The sequence below is a fragment of the Bartonella sp. 11B genome, from assembly GCF_002022625.1.
GTDB classification, from domain to species: domain Bacteria; phylum Pseudomonadota; class Alphaproteobacteria; order Rhizobiales; family Rhizobiaceae; genus Bartonella; species Bartonella rochalimae.
The window spans coordinates 221075-241638 of record NZ_CP019783.1; the positions used below are offsets into that span (position 1 = coordinate 221075).

The 20564-nt window shown below is 36.7% G+C and carries 17 protein-coding genes; 7 read left to right on the top strand and 10 right to left on the bottom strand.

Going from position 1 to position 20564, the window contains the following annotated elements:
* Positions 1-108: 108 nt before the first annotated feature.
* Positions 109-597, bottom strand: a complete 489-nt coding sequence (locus tag Bho11B_RS01020) for a BA14K family protein (RefSeq protein ID WP_078674121.1) — start codon at positions 595-597, stop codon at positions 109-111.
* A gap of 171 nt (positions 598-768) precedes the next feature.
* Here Bho11B_RS01020 and Bho11B_RS01025 point away from each other — a divergent pair, with 171 nt between their 5' ends.
* Together Bho11B_RS01025 and Bho11B_RS01030 are read left to right on the top strand one after the other, a co-directional pair.
* The gene (locus Bho11B_RS01025; RefSeq protein WP_078674058.1) at positions 769-1866 is read left to right on the top strand and encodes a carboxynorspermidine decarboxylase; all 1098 of its coding nucleotides are present in this window, start codon (positions 769-771) and stop codon (positions 1864-1866) included.
* A gap of 56 nt (positions 1867-1922) precedes the next feature.
* Positions 1923-3161, top strand: a complete 1239-nt coding sequence (locus Bho11B_RS01030) for a saccharopine dehydrogenase family protein (protein ID WP_078674059.1) — start codon at positions 1923-1925, stop codon at positions 3159-3161.
* Between the two features lie 133 nt (positions 3162-3294).
* Here Bho11B_RS01030 and lpdA read toward each other — a convergent pair whose 3' ends face one another.
* The 8 genes from lpdA to Bho11B_RS01070 all read right to left on the bottom strand — a co-directional run bounded on the left by lpdA (position 3295) and on the right by Bho11B_RS01070 (position 14398).
* Entirely contained in the window at positions 3295-4701 is a 1407-nt protein-coding gene (gene lpdA / locus Bho11B_RS01035; protein ID WP_078674060.1) for a dihydrolipoyl dehydrogenase, read from the bottom strand.
* A 33-nt stretch (positions 4702-4734) separates the two neighbouring features.
* Positions 4735-5952: a 2-oxoglutarate dehydrogenase complex dihydrolipoyllysine-residue succinyltransferase gene (odhB, locus tag Bho11B_RS01040; RefSeq protein ID WP_035006435.1), complete on the bottom strand. Its 1218-nt coding sequence runs from the start codon at positions 5950-5952 to the stop codon at positions 4735-4737.
* Between the two features lie 32 nt (positions 5953-5984).
* Complete coding sequence (locus Bho11B_RS01045) at positions 5985-8984, bottom strand: 2-oxoglutarate dehydrogenase E1 component (RefSeq protein ID WP_078674061.1); 3000 nt, start codon at positions 8982-8984, stop codon at positions 5985-5987.
* A 144-nt stretch (positions 8985-9128) separates the two neighbouring features.
* Complete coding sequence (gene sucD / locus Bho11B_RS01050; RefSeq protein WP_078674062.1) at positions 9129-10031, bottom strand: succinate--CoA ligase subunit alpha; 903 nt, start codon at positions 10029-10031, stop codon at positions 9129-9131.
* Positions 10032-10034: 3 nt separating this feature from the next.
* The gene (gene sucC, locus Bho11B_RS01055; RefSeq protein WP_078674063.1) at positions 10035-11231 is read right to left on the bottom strand and encodes an ADP-forming succinate--CoA ligase subunit beta; all 1197 of its coding nucleotides are present in this window, start codon (positions 11229-11231) and stop codon (positions 10035-10037) included.
* 86 nt (positions 11232-11317) lie between these two features.
* Positions 11318-12280: a malate dehydrogenase gene (gene mdh / locus Bho11B_RS01060; protein ID WP_078674064.1), complete on the bottom strand. Its 963-nt coding sequence runs from the start codon at positions 12278-12280 to the stop codon at positions 11318-11320.
* Between the two features lie 283 nt (positions 12281-12563).
* Positions 12564-13730, bottom strand: coding sequence for a cell division protein ZapE (gene zapE / locus Bho11B_RS01065; RefSeq protein WP_078674065.1), 1167 nt, complete (start codon positions 13728-13730; stop codon positions 12564-12566).
* A gap of 137 nt (positions 13731-13867) precedes the next feature.
* Positions 13868-14398, bottom strand: coding sequence for an AprI/Inh family metalloprotease inhibitor (locus Bho11B_RS01070; RefSeq protein ID WP_078674066.1), 531 nt, complete (start codon positions 14396-14398; stop codon positions 13868-13870).
* Positions 14399-14661: 263 nt separating this feature from the next.
* On the opposite strand from Bho11B_RS01070, the gene dapF reads away from it, so the two are divergent.
* The 5 genes from dapF (at position 14662) to gloB (ending at position 19568) form a co-directional block, all read left to right on the top strand.
* The gene (gene dapF / locus Bho11B_RS01075; protein ID WP_078674067.1) at positions 14662-15513 is read left to right on the top strand and encodes a diaminopimelate epimerase; all 852 of its coding nucleotides are present in this window, start codon (positions 14662-14664) and stop codon (positions 15511-15513) included.
* Entirely contained in the window at positions 15513-16796 is a 1284-nt protein-coding gene (mtaB, locus tag Bho11B_RS01080; protein WP_078674068.1) for a tRNA (N(6)-L-threonylcarbamoyladenosine(37)-C(2))-methylthiotransferase MtaB, read from the top strand. Before dapF ends, mtaB begins: the two co-directional genes overlap by 1 nt.
* 14 nt (positions 16797-16810) lie before the next feature.
* Entirely contained in the window at positions 16811-18052 is a 1242-nt protein-coding gene (gene ftsY, locus Bho11B_RS01085; protein ID WP_051668852.1) for a signal recognition particle-docking protein FtsY, read from the top strand.
* The gene (locus tag Bho11B_RS01090) at positions 18049-18723 is read left to right on the top strand and encodes a septation protein A (protein ID WP_035006422.1); all 675 of its coding nucleotides are present in this window, start codon (positions 18049-18051) and stop codon (positions 18721-18723) included. The genes ftsY and Bho11B_RS01090 overlap by 4 nt, the downstream gene beginning before the upstream one ends.
* An 83-nt stretch (positions 18724-18806) precedes the next feature.
* Entirely contained in the window at positions 18807-19568 is a 762-nt protein-coding gene (gene gloB / locus Bho11B_RS01095) for a hydroxyacylglutathione hydrolase (protein WP_078674069.1), read from the top strand.
* An 84-nt stretch (positions 19569-19652) separates the two neighbouring features.
* On the opposite strand, the gene Bho11B_RS01100 is transcribed toward gloB, so the two are convergent.
* Complete coding sequence (locus tag Bho11B_RS01100; protein ID WP_078674128.1) at positions 19653-20561, bottom strand: ParB/RepB/Spo0J family partition protein; 909 nt, start codon at positions 20559-20561, stop codon at positions 19653-19655.
* Positions 20562-20564 lie beyond the last annotated feature (3 nt).

Consider the following 20564-nt stretch of genomic DNA (forward strand, 5'->3'; position numbering starts at 1 on the left):
ACAATAGATTTAAATAAAACTTAAAAATGTAAAGAATTCTCACAAAATGATCACTTCATACACAAAATCTACATAAAATATTTCAAAGTTTTTTACCTCTTATATCCTTTACCCTTTGAAAAAACTGGAAAAACATTGCTTACGAGGTCCATGGAAAGGTTGATAACTATTATCACTTTGAGTATAAGAACGATAATGAGCTTTACAATACGCAATATGTTGCTTCATATTCCATAGCTTCTTTTCCTCTAGAACAAAAGAAGTCGTCGATTTGTCGTTTTGGGCTGGTATAATCTTTCGAGGCATATTTTTCACATCTGAAGATGTATACGCAACAAATGCTTTTTCAGGATACCACCAACCGTCATTATATTTACGATAACCATGCCGATAATGACGATAACCTTTAAAACCATTCAGTTCCTTACGCCCAGTAACTTTCAAAAAAGCTGAATCATTTTGAACAGAAAGCTGATCAACTGCTTTTGCCTTAACACCACTCTTATGCACCATATTAGAAATATTGGTTGTTATAATAAAAATACTGGCAATCGTTACAATAGACAAAATGGAATATAAGTTTTTAATAATGAACATAACATACATCTCAAAACAATTGAATAAAAACCAAATTACAGAAAGTCTTCTTACTGCCACCAAATGAAAATAGATTTTCTCACTGCTATTTTTTCCTTGAGACATTCTGTTGCTATATGTACTAAACGCTAATATGAACAATAAGATCCTTCAAACGAGAACGAATAGCCAATGATTGGGACTCCTTATTATCTTATCGATAAATCTAAACTCATAAAAAATATGAAGACTATTGCTCACTTACGAGCAATATCAAGAGTAAAAGTTTTACTTGCTTTAAAATGTTTTGCGACATGGAGTCTCTTTGATGTTATGTCCCAGTATATGGATGGCACCACATCATCATCCCTTTATGAACTCCGCTTAGGAAAAGAAAAATTTGGAAAAGAAACCCATGCTTATTCAGTTGCATGGGCCGATGATGAAATTGACGAAGCCTGTGGTTATGCAGATAAAATCATTTTTAACTCAATTCAACAATTGAAACGCTTTGCTAACACAACAAAAACAATTCAACGAGGCTTAAGATTAAACCCAGGCATCAGTGCATCAAATTTTGATCTTGCAAATCCCTCCCGTCCTTTTAGCCGTTTAGGAGAAACGAATCAGGATGCTATTAAAGAAGTCTTACCTCTCATTAACGGTTTAATGATCCATAACAATTGCGAAAATAGTGATTTTAATCTTTTTAATCGAATGCTTAACCACATTGAAGAAAAATTTAAAGAACTCTTTGTTGCAATTGATTGGATCAGTCTCGGTGGAGGAATTCACTTTACCGCTGAAAATTATCCTTTAGAAGATTTAGCAAAACGCTTAAAACATTTTTCTCAAACCTATGGTGTAACTGTTTTTCTGGAACCAGGAGAAGCCGCCATTACCAAAAGTACTACCTTAGAAGTTAGCGTTCTTGACACATTATATAATAAAAAAAATCTTGCCATTGTTGACAGTTCAATTGAAGCGCATATGCTTGATCTTTTAATCTACCGTGAAAATGCCAAATTAGAACCAAATCATGGTCCTTATGAGATTATGGTTTGCGGCAAATCTTGTCTTGCTGGAGATATTTTTGGAACATTTCAATTTCCTGAACCCCTGAAGATAGGTGACAAATTATCCTTTCAAGACGCTGCAGGATACACAATGGTTAAAAAAAATTGGTTTAATGGCGTTGCAATGCCGGCTATTGTCATTAAAGAATGTAATGGGACCTTAACACTTCAACGTCAATTTAGCTATAATGATTATAAAAATAGCCTTTCATAACAAACACAACAAATAAAAATCATCATGCAGCAGTATTAAAAGGAGATGAACCCACAATGAAAAAAAACGTTCTTATTATTGGTGCTGGCGGTGTTGCACAAGTTGTTGCTCATAAATGTGCCCAAAACAATGATCTTCTCGGTGAAATTCATATCGCTTCACGAACACAAAAAAAATGTGACGCAATCATTGCTTCCATTCAAGAAAAAAAAGCCACAAAAGTAGAAGACATTATCAAAAGTCATACACTCAACGCAATGGATGTTGAAGAAACTGTCAAACTTATTCAAAAGACAAAATGCGAAATCGTTATCAATGTTGGCTCCTCTTTTCTTAATATGTCTGTTCTTTCAGCTTGTATTGAAACAAAATGCGCTTATATCGATACAGCGATTCATGAAGATCCTTTAAAAATTTGTGAAACACCCCCTTGGTATGGCAATTATGAATGGCCCAGACGTCAAGAATGCGAAAAAGCAGGTATCACTGCTATTTTAGGCGCAGGTTTTGATCCTGGTGTTGTAAATGCTTATGCAGCATTAGCACGCGATAGCTATTTCGATACAATTACCGATATTGATATTATTGATATCAATGCCGGAAACCATGGACGTTGGTTTGCTACAAATTTTGACCCAGAAATTAACTTTCGGGAATTTACAGGACAAGTATGGTCATGGCAAAATAAAAAATGGACTTCTAATCAAATGTTTGAAATCCGTCATGAATGGGATTTACCCGTTGTTGGAAAACAAACGGCTTATATGACAGGACACGACGAAATCCATTCATTATCTAAAAATCTTGATGTTCCCAATATTCGTTTTTGGATGGGTTTCAGCGAACGTTATATTACTGTCTTTACCGTTCTTAAAAATCTTGGACTCTTATCCGAACAACCTATCAAAACAGCAGAAGGTCAAGAGGTTGTTCCTTTAAAAGTTGTGAAAGCTGTTTTACCTGATCCTGCCTCTTTAGCACCAAATTATACAGGAAAAACTTGTATTGGAGACCTTGTTAAAGGCACAAAAAATGGAAATCCAAGAGAAGTATTCATCTATAATATAGCTGATCACAAACAAGCTTTTAATGAAACTGGTGCACAAGGAATTTCTTATACAGCTGGAGTTCCTGCAGCAGCAACAGCTATGCTTATCGCTACCGGTGAATGGGATGTTAAAACTATGGTGAATATAGAAGAACTACCGCCACATCCTTTTCTAAAATATCTTGATCATATGGGACTGCCAACTTATGTAAGAGAACAACAAGACGATAAGAAATTACAATTTTAATTTATTTACGGAATGAAAATACAATAAAACCGCCTTTAAAAAAGCGGTTTTATCAAAACATAAAGATATTAAGGGAAAAAACTCTCCCATTCTGCTTTCAAAAAGAACTATGGAATCTTGTTAGAAAGTAACTTTAGGTATGAAGAGGTTTAGAAAATGTCGCTAAAGCTGCTTCTCGCACAGCTTCCGATAAAGTAGGATGTGCATGACAACAACGCCCTAAATCCTCTGATGAACCACCAAATTCCATCAGAACTGCAATTTCATGGATCATTTCACCTGCACCAAATCCAAGAATATGCCCACCCAAAACTTGATCTGTCTTTTTATCAGCAAGAATTTTAACAAATCCATCATTCTTTTGCATTGCACGTGCACGCCCATTTGCCATAAAAGGAAATTTTCCAATGTTATAACTAATACCTGCCGCTTTAAGCTCTTCTTCTGTTTTACCTACACTAGCGATTTCTGGTTGTGTGTAAACAACACTGGGAATAACATCAAAATTAACATGGCCTTTTTGACCAGCTAAAATTTCAGCCACGGCAACACCTTCTTCTTCAGCTTTATGGGCCAACATTGGACCTTTAACAACATCACCAATCGCATAAATTCCTGGAACATTAGTTTGCCACTGTGCATCTATCTTAATAAAACCGCGTTCATCCATCTGAACACCTGCTTCAGCCAAACCCAGCCCCTCTGTATAAGGAGAGCGTCCTGTAGCAATCAAAACAACATCAGCTTCTAAAGTCTCTTCAACACCACCTCGAACAGCTTCAAAAGTTACCTTAGCAACTGAATTAGATTGAGTCACAGCTGTTACCTTCGCACCAAGCTTATATTCAATCCCTTGTTTTTCCATTAACTTCTGAAATTGTCGTGAAACTTCACCGTCCATCGATCCTAAAACTTTATCAAGAAACTCTACAATAGTAACTTTAGCACCCAAACGACTCCACACGGAACCAAGCTCTGAGCCAATAACACCCGCACCAATAACTACCATGCGTGCAGGAACTTTTTCAAGTGCAAGTGCTCCTGTCGAAGACACAATCACTTTTTCATCGATTTCCACATTCACACCTGGAATACCTGATACATCTGAACCTGTAGCAATAATAATATTCTTTGTTTCAATCTTGTGTTGATTGCCATCTTTGGTAAGAACTTCAATCTGACCTGCACTTAAAATTTTTGCAGTGCCATGAAAAGTATCAATTTTATTTTTTTTCATCAAAAAAGAAATGCCACTTGTATTAGCTGTTACAACAGCCTTTTTATGCGCCATCATCTTATCAAGATCAAGCTTAGCCTGAGAAATAGAAATACCTAGCGTTTCAAAACCATGTTGCGCTTCAGCAAATAATTCCGAAGCATGTAACAATGCTTTAGAAGGTATACAGCCAATATTAAGACACGTACCACCTAATGTTGCACGTTTTTCGATAATCGCAGTTTTGAGACCCAATTGAGTAGCTTTTATTGATGCCACATAACCACCTGGACCAGCTCCAATTACAACAACATCATAAGACATCTGTCTCCCCTTTCATCCTCAAAAACTGTGTTTTTATAAATCAAGAACAAGACGTTCCGGATCTTCCAAACTTTCTTTAACACGCACAAGGAAAGTAACAGCTTCTTGCCCATCTACAATACGGTGATCATAAGAAAGCGCTAAGTACATCATTGGACGAATGACAATTTGTCCTCCGACCACCATTGCACGTTCTTTAATTGCATGCATTCCCAAAATACCAGATTGTGGTGCATTCAAAATCGGTGTTGACATTAATGACCCATAAACGCCGCCATTAGTAATAGTGAATGTTCCACCCAACATATCCGCGACCGCCAATTTTCCATCGCGAGCAAGGCGCCCTAAACGACCAATTTCTTTTTCAATTTCTGCAATTGACATTTGATCTGCATTGCGAACAACCGGAACCACAAGTCCTTTATCCGTTCCAACAGCAATCCCAGCATTAACATAGTTTTTATAAACAATATCTGTTCCATCAATTTCCGCATTAACAGCAGGAAGTTCTTTTAATGCATGACAAACAGCTTTGGTAAAAAAGCCCATAAAGCCAAGCTTAACACCATGCTTTTTTTCAAAAAGATCTTTGTAACGTTTACGCAAATCCATAACAGTAGACATATCAACTTCATTAAATGTGGTTAACATTGCTGCTGTATTTTGCGCATCTTTAAGACGGCGTGCAATTGTCTGACGCAACTTTGTCATACGAACACGCTCTTCGTGCACTGTATCCACAAATATAGCAGAAGAAACAGAAGCTGATGTTTTTGTCCCCTGCGCTAAAACATTAAGAACATCTCCCTTGAGAATCTGTCCACGCTTTCCAGAACCTGAAAGATCACTTTTCTCTATGTTATTTTCAGCCATTAATTTTGCTGCTGAAGGAGCAGGAGGCATCGTTCCTCCTAAAGAGGAAGTCGATACAGACGCTGCCATAGGAGAAGATGTCGGCGTAGATATCACAGAAGGTGATGCAGGTGGTGCGGATGATACAGAAACACCATCAGCTCCTGCTTCAACCATTCCTAAAAGAGCATTCACTTCAACTGTATCACCTTCTTTTGCAATGATTTCAGATAACTTTCCAGCAACAGGAGAAGGAACTTCAACAGTTACCTTATCAGTTTCTAACTCGACCAAAGGCTCATCCATAGCTACGGCTTCACCAATTTTTTTAAACCATTTGCCAATTGTTGCCTCAGTAACTGATTCGCCCAAAGTAGGAACACGGATTTCAGTAGCCATAATATTTTTCCATACGTCAGAGTAGTAATAAATTAAGAACCTAACGCGTCTTCAAGAAACGCGGCAAGCTGTTCAAGATGTTTCGACATTAAGCCAGTCGCAGGCGATGCACTTGCAGAACGCCCAGCATAACGTGCACGCGAATAACGTGCACGAATATGAGTCAGAACCCATTCTAAATAAGGCTCAATAAATGACCAAGCTCCCATATTTTTGGGTTCTTCTTGACACCAAACAATTTCTGCCTTTAGAAAGCGCGACAATACGTCCACCAGAGCCTTTGCCGGGAAAGGATAAAGCTGTTCAACACGTAACAAATAAACATTATCAATTCCCCTCTTTTCACGTTCTTCATAAAGGTCATAATAAGCTTTACCTGTACAAAGAACAACACGGCGAATCTTGCTGTCTTTTTGTAATTTAATCACAGAACTTTTAAGGCATTCTGCATCATCAAGTAACAAGCGATGAAAATTTGTTCCAGGCCCCATTTCACTTAAAAAAGAAACCGCTCGTTTATGACGCAGAAGTGATTTTGGTGTCATCAAAATCAATGGTTTACGAAAATCACGTCTAATTTGGCGACGCAAAATATGAAAATAATTTGCAGGAGTTGTACAATTTGCAACCTGCATATTATCCTCTGCACACAATTGCAGAAAACGCTCTAAACGGGCTGAAGAATGCTCTGGCCCTTGTCCTTCAAAACCATGAGGTAATAAACACACAAGACCAGACATACGAAGCCATTTACGCTCAGCGGATGAAATAAACTGATCGAAAATAACCTGAGCACCATTAGAAAAGTCACCAAATTGTGCTTCCCAAAGTGTTAAACCACGTGGCTCAGCAAGTGAATATCCATATTCAAAACCAAGAACAGCTTCTTCAGAAAGCATAGAATTTACAACCTCATAAATAGCTTGTCCCTGTTGTAAATTATTTAAAGGAATATAACGGGCTTCATTTTCTTGATCATAAAGAACTGCATGACGTTGCGAAAAAGTTCCACGTTCAACATCTTCACCAGAAAGGCGAACCGGTGATCCTTCTAAACACAAAGAACCAAAAGCTAAAGCTTCAGCTGTTGCCCAATCAATACCCTCACCAGATTCAAACATTTGAACACGATTATTTAAAAAACGCTGAATCGTTTTATGTATATGAAAATCTGATGGAACTTCGACAAGTTTTCGTCCAATCTCCTTTAAGGTTTTTAATTCAACACCTGTCATTCCATAGCGCTGTTCATCACTACTACTAGCAGCTTTAATACCTGTCCAACTCCCATCAAGCCAATCAGCCTTATCAGGTTTATAAGAAGCACTCGCTTCAAATTCACTTTCAAGCTTATCGCGCCACATTTGTTTCTTTTGTTCAACTTCTTGAGGATCAATGACTCCTTCAGCTATTAGTTGATTACTATAAAGTTGAACTGTCGTTTTATGATTACGAATCGCTTTATACATAAGGGGCTGTGTAAAGGAAGGTTCATCACCTTCATTGTGTCCGTAACGGCGATAACAAAACATATCGATGACCACCGGTTTATGGAAGATTTGACGGAATTCCGTTGCTACTTTTGCTACAAAAACAACAGCTTCTGGATCGTCTCCATTTACATGAAAAATTGGTGCATCGATCATTTTCGCAACATCTGATGGATAAGGTGACGAACGTGAAAAGCGTGGATTAGTTGTGAATCCAATTTGATTATTGATAATCACATGAATCGAACCAGCAACACGGTAACCCCTCAAATCTGAAAGACCAAACGTTTCCTGAATAACACCTTGCCCTGAAAAAGCTGCATCACCGTGAATAAGAAGCGGCAAAACTTTTGAGCGTTCACTTAACGGTACAACCTCCGTGCGATTATAACCAATAAGTTGATCTTGCTTAGCACGTGCCTTTCCAATCACAACTGGATCAACAATCTCAAGATGAGATGGATTAGGCAAAAGTGATAAATGAACTTTTTTACCATCAAATTCACGATCAGCAGAAGTCCCCAAATGATATTTTACATCACCTGATCCCTCAACATCATCAGGTTTATAAGAACCACCTTTAAACTCATGAAAAATAGCTCGATGCGGTTTTTCAAGAACTTGAGAAAGAACATTTAAACGACCCCGGTGAGCCATCCCAAAAACTATTTCTTGTACCCCCAAAGCACCACTGCGCTTAATAATCTGCTCAAGAGCTGGAATAAGCGCTTCACTCCCATCAAGACCAAAACGTTTTGTGCCCTTATATTTTACATCCAAAAACTGCTCAAAACCTTCAGCTTCTATAAGCTTATTAAGAATAGCTTTTTTACCCTTTTGTGTGAAGGCAATTTGTTTATCTGGCCCCTCAATACGTTCCTGAATCCAAGCTTTTTGAGCAGGATCTGAAATATGCATATATTCTACACCAATCGTCGAACAATACGTACGATTAAGAATTTCAAGCATCTGCGGGATGGTTGCGTACTCTAATCCCAAAACATTATCAATAAAAATCGGACGTTCGTAATCAGCAGGACTAAAACCATAAGCTTCTGGTGATAACTCTTTATAGTCTTCCCGATTTCCAGCCAGTTTAAGTGGATCAAGTTGTGCATGAAGATGCCCCCGAGCTCGGAAAGCACGAATCATCATAAGCGCATGAACAGAATCACGTGTTGCTTGAATAATATATTCTTCACGAGACATTTTTCCATTTTGTACAGGATTAACAGCTGCTTTCTCTTTTAATTTATCTCCAAAATGCTTCTCAAGTGCAGACCAATCACTATCCAAAGCAGAAACTAGCTCTCCACTTTCTTTTAATGGCCAATGATCCCGTTGCCATGTCGCTCCTTCAGCATTCTTGAGCACATCTTCTTTACTCTCTTGAAAAGTTTCAAAAAAATCACACCATTGTCGATCAACATTGGTAGGATTCTTTTTATATTCGGCATAAAGTTGATTTATATAATCGGCATTTCCACCATATAAAAATGATGTTTGTGTAAAAAGATCATTCTTCTCATCCTGCCTTGCCATATACTTTTCCGGAACACTCGTTCCGTCTCCTTAATGTACCCGCTTTTCTTTTTAAAATAAGAATCGGAAAATTGTAAAAAAGTTTTTATTTTTATATCCATATTTTATCTGAATGGATGACATCCACTCAGATAAATTCTTCTTTTAACCCTTCAACACTTCAACTAAAGTCTTGCCTATTTGTGATGGTGAAGGAGAAACTCGAATTCCAGCTGCTTCCATTGCCGCAATTTTATCTTCTGCCCCACCTTTACCACCAGAAATCACTGCACCAGCATGTCCCATTGTCCGTCCCGGAGGAGCTGTACGACCAGCAATAAAACCAACCATTGGTTTTTTACGACCTTTTTTTGCTTCATCCTTTAGAAATTGTGCTGCTTCTTCTTCAGCAGAACCACCAATTTCACCAATCATAACAATAGATTCGGTTTCATTATCAGCTAAAAACATTTCCAACACATCAATAAATTCAGTCCCCTTAACGGGATCTCCCCCAATACCAATAGCTGTTGTCTGCCCAAGTCCTTCATGACTCGTTTGAAAAACTGCTTCATACGTTAGAGTTCCCGATCTTGACACAACTCCAACAGAACCTTTTCTGAAAATAGAACCTGGCATAATACCAATTTTACATTCATCAGGAGTGAGAATACCCGGACAATTAGGACCAATTAAACGCGACTTTGATTGCTCTAATTTAGCCTTAACCTTGACCATATCCATAACCGGTATACCTTCTGTAATACAGATAATTAAACCGATTTCAGCTTCAATAGCTTCTATAATAGCATCAGCAGCCCCCGCAGGAGGAACATAAATAACAGAAGCATCAGCTCCAGTCTTTTCTTTACCTTCCACAACACTGGCAAAAATAGGAAGAGTTTCACCCTTTGATCCCTTCCATGTTTCTCCGCCTTTTTTGGGATTAATACCGCCAACCATTTGCGTACCATGGTAAGCAAGTGCTTGTTCTGTATGAAATGTCCCCGTTTTCCCCGTAAGCCCTTGAACAAGAACTTTTGTATCCTTATTAATAAGAATTGACATGGTTTAAGCTCCCTTCACTGCTGCAACAATTTTTTGAGCAGCATCATCTAAGTCATCAGCAGAAATAACATTTAAACCACTTTCACTGATAATTGCCTTACCCTGTTCAACATTAGTACCTTCAAGACGAACAACTAAAGGAACTTTTAAACCAACTTCCTTAACAGCAGCAATCACGCCTTCAGCGATAACATCGCAACGCATAATCCCACCAAAAATATTGACTAAAATGCCTTTGACATTCGGATCAGCTGTAATAATTTTAAAAGCAGCAGTTACTTTTTCTTTTGAAGCACCACCACCAACATCAAGAAAATTTGCTGGTTCAGCCCCATAGAGTTTGATGATATCCATTGTTGCCATAGCAAGACCAGCGCCATTCACCATACAACCAATCGTCCCATCAAGAGCAACATAAGCAAGATCATGCTTTGATGCTTCAATTTCTTTTGAATCTTCTTCTGAAAGATCGCGTAATTCCAAAATATCTGGATGACGATATAACGCATTATTATCGAAAGAAACTTTTGCATCAAGAACACGTAAACGGCCATTATCCATTACAATCAGCGGATTGATTTCAAGAAGGCTCATATCTTTTTCACAAAAAGCCTTATAGAGTATTGGAAACAACCTTTCACCATCTTCACGTGCACTATCGCATAATTTTAACGAGTCACAAAGTTTCATGCAATCAGAAGGAGTAACGCCCTTTGTAGGATCAATAGGAAGAGTAAATATTTTTTCCGGTGTCTCTTCAGCAACCATTTCAATGTCCATTCCTCCTTCCGTCGACACAACGAAAGAAACTTGACCAATTGTACGATCAACTAAAAGTGAAAGATACAGCTCCCGCTCAATATCAGCTCCATCTTCAATATAAAGACGATTAACCTGTTTACCTTCCGGACCCGTTTGCTTAGTTATCAAAGTTTTACCAAGCATTTCTTTTACATTCGTAATAACTTCTTCAACTGATTTTGCAAGTCGAACACCACCTTTTGAATCAGAGCTAAGTTCTTTAAACTTCCCTTTTCCACGTCCTCCAGCATGAATTTGACTTTTAACCACATAAAGCGGTCCTGGTAATTTTTTCACCCATTTTTCAGCTTGTTCTACAGAATAAATAGCAACACCATTCGCTATTGGCGCACCATATTCATGAAGCAGACGTTTGGCCTGATATTCATGGATATTCATATATTTGTCCTTTTCTTCTATGAAACACTAAATTGATTCTTAAAACACTTAAGGTACCTTACTTTACCTAACAAAACTATTTTGAATCATCCGAGATTAGGTGCGATAGCAGCACATGTTTTACAAAGCTCGTGCACTGCATTTACTGATTTTTCAAAAGCAGATTTTTCAGTGTCATTCAAATCAATTTCAATGACTCGTTCAACACCACCAGCACCAATAACAACAGGAACACCAACATACGTATCCCTAACTCCATATTCACCTGAAAGATAAGCAGCAACAGGAAGAACGCGCTTAGTATCTTTTAAATAAGTCTCGGCCATTGCAACAGCAGAAGAGGCCGGCGCATAAAAAGCAGAGCCTGTTTTTAACAAATTCACAACTTCTGCCCCTCCATTCCTTGTACGTTGGATAATTTGATCAAGTTTCTCCTGCGTTGTCCAGCCCATCTTCACAAGATCAGGCAAAGAAATACCAGCAACAGTGGAATAACGGATCAGGGGGACCATCGAATCACCATGACCTCCCAAAACAAATGCTGTTACATCTTTAACAGAAACTTTAAATTCCTCAGATAAGAAATAACGAAAACGTGCTGAATCAAGAACACCAGCCATACCAATGACTTTTTGCGTTGGAAGACCAGAAAACTTTTGCAATGCCCACACCATTACATCGAGAGGATTGGTAACACAAATTACAAATGCTGAAGGCGCATATTTCTTAATTCCCGTGCCAACTTGTTCCATAACTTTTAAATTAGTAGCTAAAAGATCATCACGACTCATACCAGGTTTACGTGCAATACCTGCCGTTACGATAACAACATCAGCATCTGCAATAGCTTCATAAGTATTCGTTCCTGCTAAATTGACATCAAAGTTTTCAACTGGTGATGATTCTGCAATATCCAAAGCCTTACCCTGCGGTATTCCCTCTGCAATATCAAACAAAACAACATTTCCAAGTTCCTTAAGTCCTATTAAATGCGCTAAAGTACCACCAATCATACCTGAACCGATTAAAGCTATCTTCTTTCGTGCCATTTTTATTTCCTTTTACTAAGCGCAAAATCCCCCACGCTAACAGATTAAATATTTTCCCTTAATCTAATCCTCTTTTTAACAAGACCACTTAGACATAAGATGATCAAAATTCATCAAACTTTCTTTTTACGACTAAAAACTGCTTCCTAAAATATTAAAGCAATCAATTACAATTGTATCGATAAAATGAATTTAAAAAAAATACAACAGAATTATTACAACATTTGTCAATTCAATAAGTTATTATTGAAGCAGTTTACGTAAAGGTAAAGTAAAGATTCGCTTATTTCTTTAACAATTGTTCTGCCCAAATATTGAGATAATCTTGGCTTTGCATTTCAAAAAGGCGCGACTGTGTTCTTTGAAACTCAAATGTTTCTATTGTCTGCGCCCGTCCTTTATATAATTGCCCAAGCTCTGCTTCTGCCGACATAAAGAGTCTTATGTTACGTTCATAAAGAACATCAATAAGCAAAATAAATCGTTTAGCTTCATTGCGATGTGCATCATCCATAACAGGAACATGATCAATAAAAATCGTATGAAAATGCTCTGCTAACGCCAAATAATCTGCTGCAGCTAAAGGCTTTATGCAAAGATCTCGATAATCAAAGCGTGCACATCCATCTCTAAAACGTGGAATATGAATAGAACGTCCCTTTACAGATAAATCATCTGATGTTTCCTTTTGACCTCGTAAAACGAATGTCCATGCTTGATCCATATTTTCATCTGCTGCTTGTCCCAATGGGGTGATATACACATGTTGTGGATTTGATTTTTCAAGACGATAATCCGTCTTTGCATCGAGATTAATAACACATACATGTTTTTTTAAAATTTGAATAAAAGGCATAAAAAGCTCTCGATTCAAACCATTGTAATAAAGATTATCAGGAGCGACATTTGACGTAGCAACAAAAATAACGCCTTGATTAAATAATGCAGTAATAAGACGACCAAGAACCATTGCATCCGCAATATCTGTCACCGTAAATTCATCAAAACAAAGCACATGTGCTTCTCGTGCCAAATCTTCTGCAACTGCTAAAATAGGATCATTTTGTTTGGATTTTGCATGTTTAAACGCTTGCCGATGTGCATCAATATGCTCATGTACATCAGCCATAAAATCGTTAAAATGAGCACGTTTTTTATTCCCTTCTGGCAAACAAGAGAAAAACAAATCCATGAGCATAGTCTTGCCACGCCCAACCTCGCCATAAATGTACAATCCCTGAACGAAATTATCAGTACCACATCGGTTTGAAGCATGAGAATGCGTTTGTTTCTTAAAAAAACGCCAAAACGTCCAAGGTCGAGAAATCTTTTGTGCTGAAATTTCTTGTAATAAATAATCAAAATGTTTTGTTAAATCCCGTTGAGCTGAATCGAAACTAATGTCTCCTTTGGAAACAAGCTCTTCATAGCGCGCTGAAACTAAAACCATCCCAAAATCCTTTTTTCAAATCATTCTGAACAAATGTAAATTTCATAGACATAAATGCTTTTTTGCATCATTTTGTGATTAAATAATGCAAATTCGTGCACGTAATATTTGCCTTTTTATAAGGAGTTTAAAATGATTTAACGGTCTAAAACAACGGGTTGATTATCCAACGTCCGTCCTTCCAAATAATCTTTCCCAAAAGAATAAAGAACCGCGACAACACTTCCAGATCGATCATAAAAATATAATTTCTTTTCTTTAACAGCCCACGAATTCACTTTAGCAAATATTCTTGGACAATTTAAAGGACCAGCTCGATATCCTGAACCAAACTTTGTTTGTGGAGTTGCAATTCGACAAGACTTATTACCAATAGAGAGATTCCATACGCCAACAATATTTGTAGGAAACAAATCAACTGCATTGTCTGGTACTTCAAAGCGAGTTAACTGTGTGTCATCTTGAGCATATTCCTTTTCATAATTTGAGGAAGTTAACACTTCAGAATTTAATGTATCAGATGTTTCAGGCTCTAACAGTTGCTGAACAGGATAAAAAACTTCTGCTATGTTGTTTCCATCACTGTTACCAAACTGCGAACTTGCACAACCACTTAAGATCGCTATAATAAATAGTACAATGAAAAATGAGATTTTTGGGAATGTCATATCTTCACTCTTTCTCATGACAATAATAAACTTACTTAAAAAACAAGCGAGCGTATTTTATGAAAATACGCTATTTTACAAAAATAAATTAATAAATAAGAAAAACCTAATAAAAAACATGTGATCATAACAAAAATTATTCATTTTGAAGAAAAACATTCACGTCCTTTCATTTTATTTCTGTCAATGCTGGTAATTTGTAAAATTTTCAGTCATTATATTCTTTGCTAGACTTACTATTGCACAAAAAATAGAGAAATCTTATGGAAACACCATTCAGCAAAATGAACGGTCTTGGAAACAAAATTATTGTTGCTGATATGCGTGAAAGCACACATAATATTACACAGCAAGCAATTCTTGCTCTAGCTAAAAATCCACAAACATATTTTGATCAACTTATGACGATTCACCCCTCAATTAAAAATGAAATTAATTTTCGCATTGAGATATGGAATTCGGATGGTTCAAAAGCACAAGCTTGTGGTAATGGTACGCGTTGCGTTATCGAATGGCTGACGAAACATAATCTTGGTGAAAGCTTTCAATTAGAAACACCTGCTGGTATTGTTGAAGGGAAACGTCAAGCTAATGGTCTAATCTCTGTTAATATGGGACGCCCAAATTTTGATGCAAAAAATATGCCTATTGCTCGTGAAGTCGCTGATACCAATCACGTAGAAATAACAGCCGGACCTTTAAAAGATGCTTCTCTTGTTTCTATTGGAAATCTTCATGCTATTTTTTTTGTTGAAAATAATATTGAGCATATTCCTTTAGAAAAATATGGACCAAAACTTGAAAATGACCCACTTTTTCCGGAACGGTGTAATATCTCCATTGCTTCTGTAACATCACGAAACAGTTTAATTTTACGAACATGGGAACGTGGAGCAGGTTTAACAAAAGCCTGTGGCAGTGCAGCTTGCGCCAGTGCAGTAACAGCTTACCGCCGCGGATTAACAGAACGTTGTATTGATGTTAATTTACTGGGAGGAAATCTTTCTATTCTTTACCAAGAAGATGATCACGTCATTATGACCGGTCCTGTAGAATATGAATTTAGCGGTCTTTTAAACCCTTTAACAGGAGACTACAAAAAGGATTCTTTTTAATGACAATAGAAATTGTGACTTTTGGTTGTCGACTCAATAGTTATGAATCAGAAATCATACGCAAAGAAAGTACTTCTGCTGGTCTTAATGAACTTAAAGGTGGTGCTATTATTTTTAATACCTGTGCCGTCACCGCTGAAGCTGTACGACAAGCAAAACAAGCAATTCGAAAAGCGAAGCGCAAAAATCCTCATGCGTGTATTATCGTCACGGGATGTGCAGCACAAACAGAAGCAAAAAATTTTTCTCTGATGAAAGAAGTCGACCTCATTTTAGGCAATGAAGAAAAACTCCATGCTCATTCCTACCGTCAACTTCCTGATTTCGGCATTAATCATGATGAAAAACTGCGTGTTAATGATATTATGGAAGTTCATAAAATTGCACCACATATGATTAATGCATTAGAAGGACGCACACGTGCTTTTGTCCAAGTACAAAATGGATGCGATCATCGTTGTACATTTTGCATCATTCCTTATAGCCGCGGACGATCACGTTCAGTCCCTATGGGCATCATTATTGAACAAATTAAACAACTTGTAGGCAATGGTATTCAAGAGATTGTTTTAACAGGTGTTGATCTCACAAGTTATGGTCCTGACTTACCTGGAAAAATCACTTTAGGAAAATTAGTTTCAACTATTTTACACCATGTTCCTGATTTGCCACGATTGCGTCTTTCATCCATTGATTCTATCGAAGCAGATCAAGAGTTGATTAATCTTTTAGCATATGAAAAAAGAATCATGCCACACTTGCATTTATCCTTACAAGCAGGTGATAATATGATTTTAAAAAGGATGAAACGACGACACTTGCGTGAAAATGCAATTCAGTTTTGCCAAGATTTACGAGCTAAACGCCCTACAATAGTTTATGGTGCTGATCTAATTGCTGGCTTTCCTACGGAAACAGAAGAAATGTTTCAAAATAGTCTGGCTTTAATTCATGAGTGTGGTTTGACACATCTCCATGTTTTTCCCTTCAGCCCAAGAGAAGGAACACCAGCTGCGCGTATGCCACAAATTAGTCGTGAAATAATTAAAATTCGCGCTGAAAAATTACGTAAAGAAGGGGAAAAAGCTTACCAAAAACATCTTATTTATTTAAAAAATAGCCAACAAACAATTCTTGTCGAAAGAGATGGAATTGGACGAACAGAAGATTATACACTTACACAAATTAAAGATGTTAAAGCTGGAGCAATCGTTAAAGCTCTCATTGTTGATCACGATGGAAATAAATTAATTGCCACACTTCCTGAATCGAATGCAGCCTAAGCAGGAAAGCCCTCATGAAAAAGTCTTTTATCAAAAAAATACTCTCTTTTAATACATCTAAAGAAAAAATAATAAAAAAAGAGCAGCCTCTTATCTCCCATGAAATCAGTGAAGAAGAGCAAAATGAATATAAAAGTGAAAAGATAAACAGCAAATATTCTTCCATAGATGCACAAAAAGAAGAATGCGAGCAAAAGAAAATACAAAAGACAACACTTATCGAATCTAGTGAAAAAATTGCTCTTCCTGAAAAATCTTCTCGTAAAGTGATTGTTACTGATACAATTATAGAAAAAAATGAAAAGCCTTTATCCGCCTTAACCGTTGAACAAAAAAAAGCAGCATGGTTTGAGCGCCTAAAAAAAGGATTATCTCGTTCTTCACAACAATTAAGTGATTCAATTGGTACGCTTTTTGTCAAGAAAAAACTCGATGAAAACACATTACAAGAATTAGAAGATATTCTCATTCAAGCAGATCTCGGTATAGAAACAACCACACGCATTATTGATATCTTATCAACGCGTTATTATGAAAAAAATTTGTCACCAAAAGATATTTATACTATTGTAACTAACGAAATTAAAAAGGTACTTGAGCCAATTGCATTTCCATTAGAAATTGATCTTAATCACAAACCCCATGTTATCTTACTCGTCGGTGTAAATGGAACCGGAAAAACCACAACCATTGGAAAATTAGCGGCTAAACTAACTATGGGAGGTCTAAAAGTTATGCTTGTTGCTGGAGACACGTTTCGCGCTGCAGCTGTTGAACAATTACATATTTGGGGGGAACGTGCTAAAGCTCCTGTTTTTTCAACAAAACTTGGTGCTGATGCTGCAAGCTTAGCTTTTGATGCTTATGAAAAAGCTAAAAAAGAAAACTATGATGTTTTGCTTATTGACACAGCGGGACGTTTACAAAATAAAATTGAATTAATGGATGAATTAGCAAAAATTATTCGTGTTTTGGGTAAACATAATCCTCAAGCACCTCATACTGTTCTTCAAACACTTGACGCGAGCACTGGGCAAAATGCTCTCAACCAAGTGAATGTTTTTCGTGATATAGCTGGTGTAAATGGTTTAGTTATGACAAAACTTGATGGTACTGCGCGCGGAGGAATTCTTGTTGCCATTGCATCTAAACATAAAATTCCCGTTCATTTTATTGGTGTAGGCGAAAATGTTGAAGATCTTGAACCTTTTTCTGCCTCTGATTTTGCTGAAGCTATTATAGGAAAATACACATGAAATTTTCTCTTTTCAAACCAAATGCAGATAATGACTCTAATTTGAAAAAAAACAATAATATGCAAAAAAAACCGTCTTTGCCAATTCTTAAATTTCTTTTAGAAATGGGTCCGTTAGTTGTTTTTTTCCTTGCTAATTATAAAGGTGAGTGGTTGATAAAGAATATCGCGCTTTTTAAAGACTTTGATAAACCTATCTTTCCCGCAACAGCTCTTTTTATGATAGCAATTACTCTTGCCTTAAGCTTATCGTGGTTTCTTACACGTGTAATTCCTGTAATCCCACTTATTTCAGGAATATTCATCCTTGTTTTTGGTTTTCTAACTCTTTGGCTTCACGATGACACTTTTATTAAGATGAAACCTACAATCATTAATGGCCTATTTTCTTTTATTTTATTTGGTGGTTTATTCTTTAAAAAACCCCTTTTGCGTTATGTTTTTGATTCTGGTCTGAAAATTGACGAGTCTGGATGGAACAAACTCACCTATAATTGGGCATATTTTTTTATTTTTCTTGCTGTTCTAAATGAAATCATCTGGCGAAATTTTAGCGATAATTTTTGGACCAATTTTAAAGTCTTTGGCGTTATGCCTCTAACATTTCTCTTTATGCTGACACAAATGCCTCTTATCATAAAACATTCAAAAAATTTAACAAAAGAAGATTAATAATCCTATTCTTACATCGCGCATCGAGAATTTATCACTATGAATTGCTTCATAAATTTAACATTATACCGTAGAGAAGATAGATGTTAATTGAACAATTTATCTGTCGAGAAGATAATTTTGGCATTCTCATTCACGATGAAAAAAGTGGGTGTACTGCTGCAATCGATGCGCCTGAAGGCAAAGCAATTTATAATATGTTGAAGAAGCGTAACTGGACACTTCAATTTATTTTTGTCACTCATCATCATTATGATCATGTAGAAGCACTGGCAGAATTAAAACAAGCTTATAATGCTATGATTATTGGACCAGCAGCAGAAAGCAAAAAAATTACTCCTCTTGATCATACACTACAACCTGATGAAACATTTTGTTTTGGTACACAAACTTTTATGGCCCCCTCAACACCTGGCCATACATTAGGAGCATTATCCTATTATTTTCCTCAAGCTAAATTACTCTTTGCTGGAGATACACTTTTTTCACTCGGTTGTGGACGTCTTTTTGAAGGAACTCCTTTAAAAATGTTAACATCTTTAAAAAAACTCCGTCAACTTCCTGATGAAACAATCCTTTATTGTGGACATGAATATACCGAAAAAAATGCTCTTTTTGCATTGACGATTGATCCACAAAATAGAAAACTTCATCAAAGAGCAGAAGAAGTTTTTTCGTTACGTGCCCAAAATGCTATGACCTTGCCAACAACTTTAGGAAAAGAAAAAGAAACAAATCCTTTTCTTCGTTGGGATGATCCTATTTTACGAAAAAACCTCGCAATGGAAAAAGCAACAGATGAAGAAGTTTTTGCTGAAATCCGTAAAAGAAAAGATCATTTTTAACTTTATTTACGATAATGTCCTTTTTTAAAATAGAAAAATTCGAGATTCAATTTTAAATATATCAATTGGATTTATATCTTTAAATTAGTTTTGTAAACGCCGACAAATATCATCTAATTGTTCTAATGATGAGTAATGAATCTTCAAATTACCACCTTTTTTACCATGTCTAATGATGACTTTCATTCCAATCACATCAGTAAGCAATTTTTCTAAAGATTGTGTTTCCATATCTTTTCTTACTAAAGTCTGTTTTTTAATCTTAGAATTTCCATATTCTTGTGCAAGTATTTCTGTTTGGCGTACAGAGAGTCCTTCATGGATAATCTTTTCTGCTAACTCTTGTGGATTTTCAACTGTAATAAGGCAACGTGCATGACCCGCTGAAATATGACCATCTATCAAAAATTGTTGCACTTTTTGTGGGAGTTTCAACAAGCGAAGAGTGTTTGTGACATGGCTACGACTTTTTCCAATGATTTCTGCTAAATCTGCTTGAGTATATCCGTGTTCATTTAATAAAAGCTCATATCCTATCCCTTCTTCAATAGGATTAAGGTCAGTTCGTTGAACATTTTCGATAATTGCTAATTCCAAAGCAGTCTTATCATCTACATCGCGAATAATAACTGGTACTTGATTTAAATTGGCTCGTTGTGCAGCTCGCCATCTCCGTTCACCAGCAATTAATTGAAATTGATTAGGATGAGTACGTGAAGGTCTAACAATAATAGGTTGAACAATACCATGTTGACGAATTGATTGTACTAAGTCATCAAGTTCCGAATCAGTAAACTGACGTCTTGGATTATTTGGATTACGGGAAATAAATTCAATAGGAACAAACTTTTCAGAAGCTATAGGAGCAACACTCGGTTTCGACGTGAACTTATCAAAACTCGCCGAATACGCAGGATTACCGTTTAAGTTGATCTCCCCAATCAATGCTGCTAGCCCGCGTCCCAGTCTTTTTTTTGATTGATCATCACTCATAAT

Excerpts from the sequence above, each read along its gene's own strand:
- sucC (WP_078674063.1), bottom strand. The coding sequence starts at position 11,231 with ATGAATATCCATGAATATCAGGCCAAACGTCTGCTTCATGAATATGGT.
- mtaB (WP_078674068.1), top strand. The coding sequence starts at position 15,513 with ATGACAATAGAAATTGTGACTTTTGGTTGTCGACTCAATAGTTATGAA.
- mdh (WP_078674064.1), bottom strand. The coding sequence starts at position 12,280 with ATGGCACGAAAGAAGATAGCTTTAATCGGTTCAGGTATGATTGGTGGT.
- Bho11B_RS01090 (WP_035006422.1), top strand. The coding sequence starts at position 18,049 with ATGAAATTTTCTCTTTTCAAACCAAATGCAGATAATGACTCTAATTTG.
- sucD (WP_078674062.1), bottom strand. The coding sequence starts at position 10,031 with ATGTCAATTCTTATTAATAAGGATACAAAAGTTCTTGTTCAAGGGCTT.
- Bho11B_RS01025 (WP_078674058.1), top strand. The coding sequence starts at position 769 with ATGATTGGGACTCCTTATTATCTTATCGATAAATCTAAACTCATAAAA.
- zapE (WP_078674065.1), bottom strand. The coding sequence starts at position 13,730 with ATGGTTTTAGTTTCAGCGCGCTATGAAGAGCTTGTTTCCAAAGGAGAC.
- lpdA (WP_078674060.1), bottom strand. The coding sequence starts at position 4,701 with ATGTCTTATGATGTTGTTGTAATTGGAGCTGGTCCAGGTGGTTATGTG.
- gloB (WP_078674069.1), top strand. The coding sequence starts at position 18,807 with ATGTTAATTGAACAATTTATCTGTCGAGAAGATAATTTTGGCATTCTC.
- Bho11B_RS01070 (WP_078674066.1), bottom strand. The coding sequence starts at position 14,398 with ATGACATTCCCAAAAATCTCATTTTTCATTGTACTATTTATTATAGCG.
- Bho11B_RS01100 (WP_078674128.1), bottom strand. The coding sequence starts at position 20,561 with ATGAGTGATGATCAATCAAAAAAAAGACTGGGACGCGGGCTAGCAGCA.
- ftsY (WP_051668852.1), top strand. The coding sequence starts at position 16,811 with ATGAAAAAGTCTTTTATCAAAAAAATACTCTCTTTTAATACATCTAAA.
- Bho11B_RS01030 (WP_078674059.1), top strand. The coding sequence starts at position 1,923 with ATGAAAAAAAACGTTCTTATTATTGGTGCTGGCGGTGTTGCACAAGTT.
- Bho11B_RS01045 (WP_078674061.1), bottom strand. The coding sequence starts at position 8,984 with ATGGCAAGGCAGGATGAGAAGAATGATCTTTTTACACAAACATCATTT.
- odhB (WP_035006435.1), bottom strand. The coding sequence starts at position 5,952 with ATGGCTACTGAAATCCGTGTTCCTACTTTGGGCGAATCAGTTACTGAG.
- Bho11B_RS01020 (WP_078674121.1), bottom strand. The coding sequence starts at position 597 with ATGTTCATTATTAAAAACTTATATTCCATTTTGTCTATTGTAACGATT.
- dapF (WP_078674067.1), top strand. The coding sequence starts at position 14,662 with ATGGAAACACCATTCAGCAAAATGAACGGTCTTGGAAACAAAATTATT.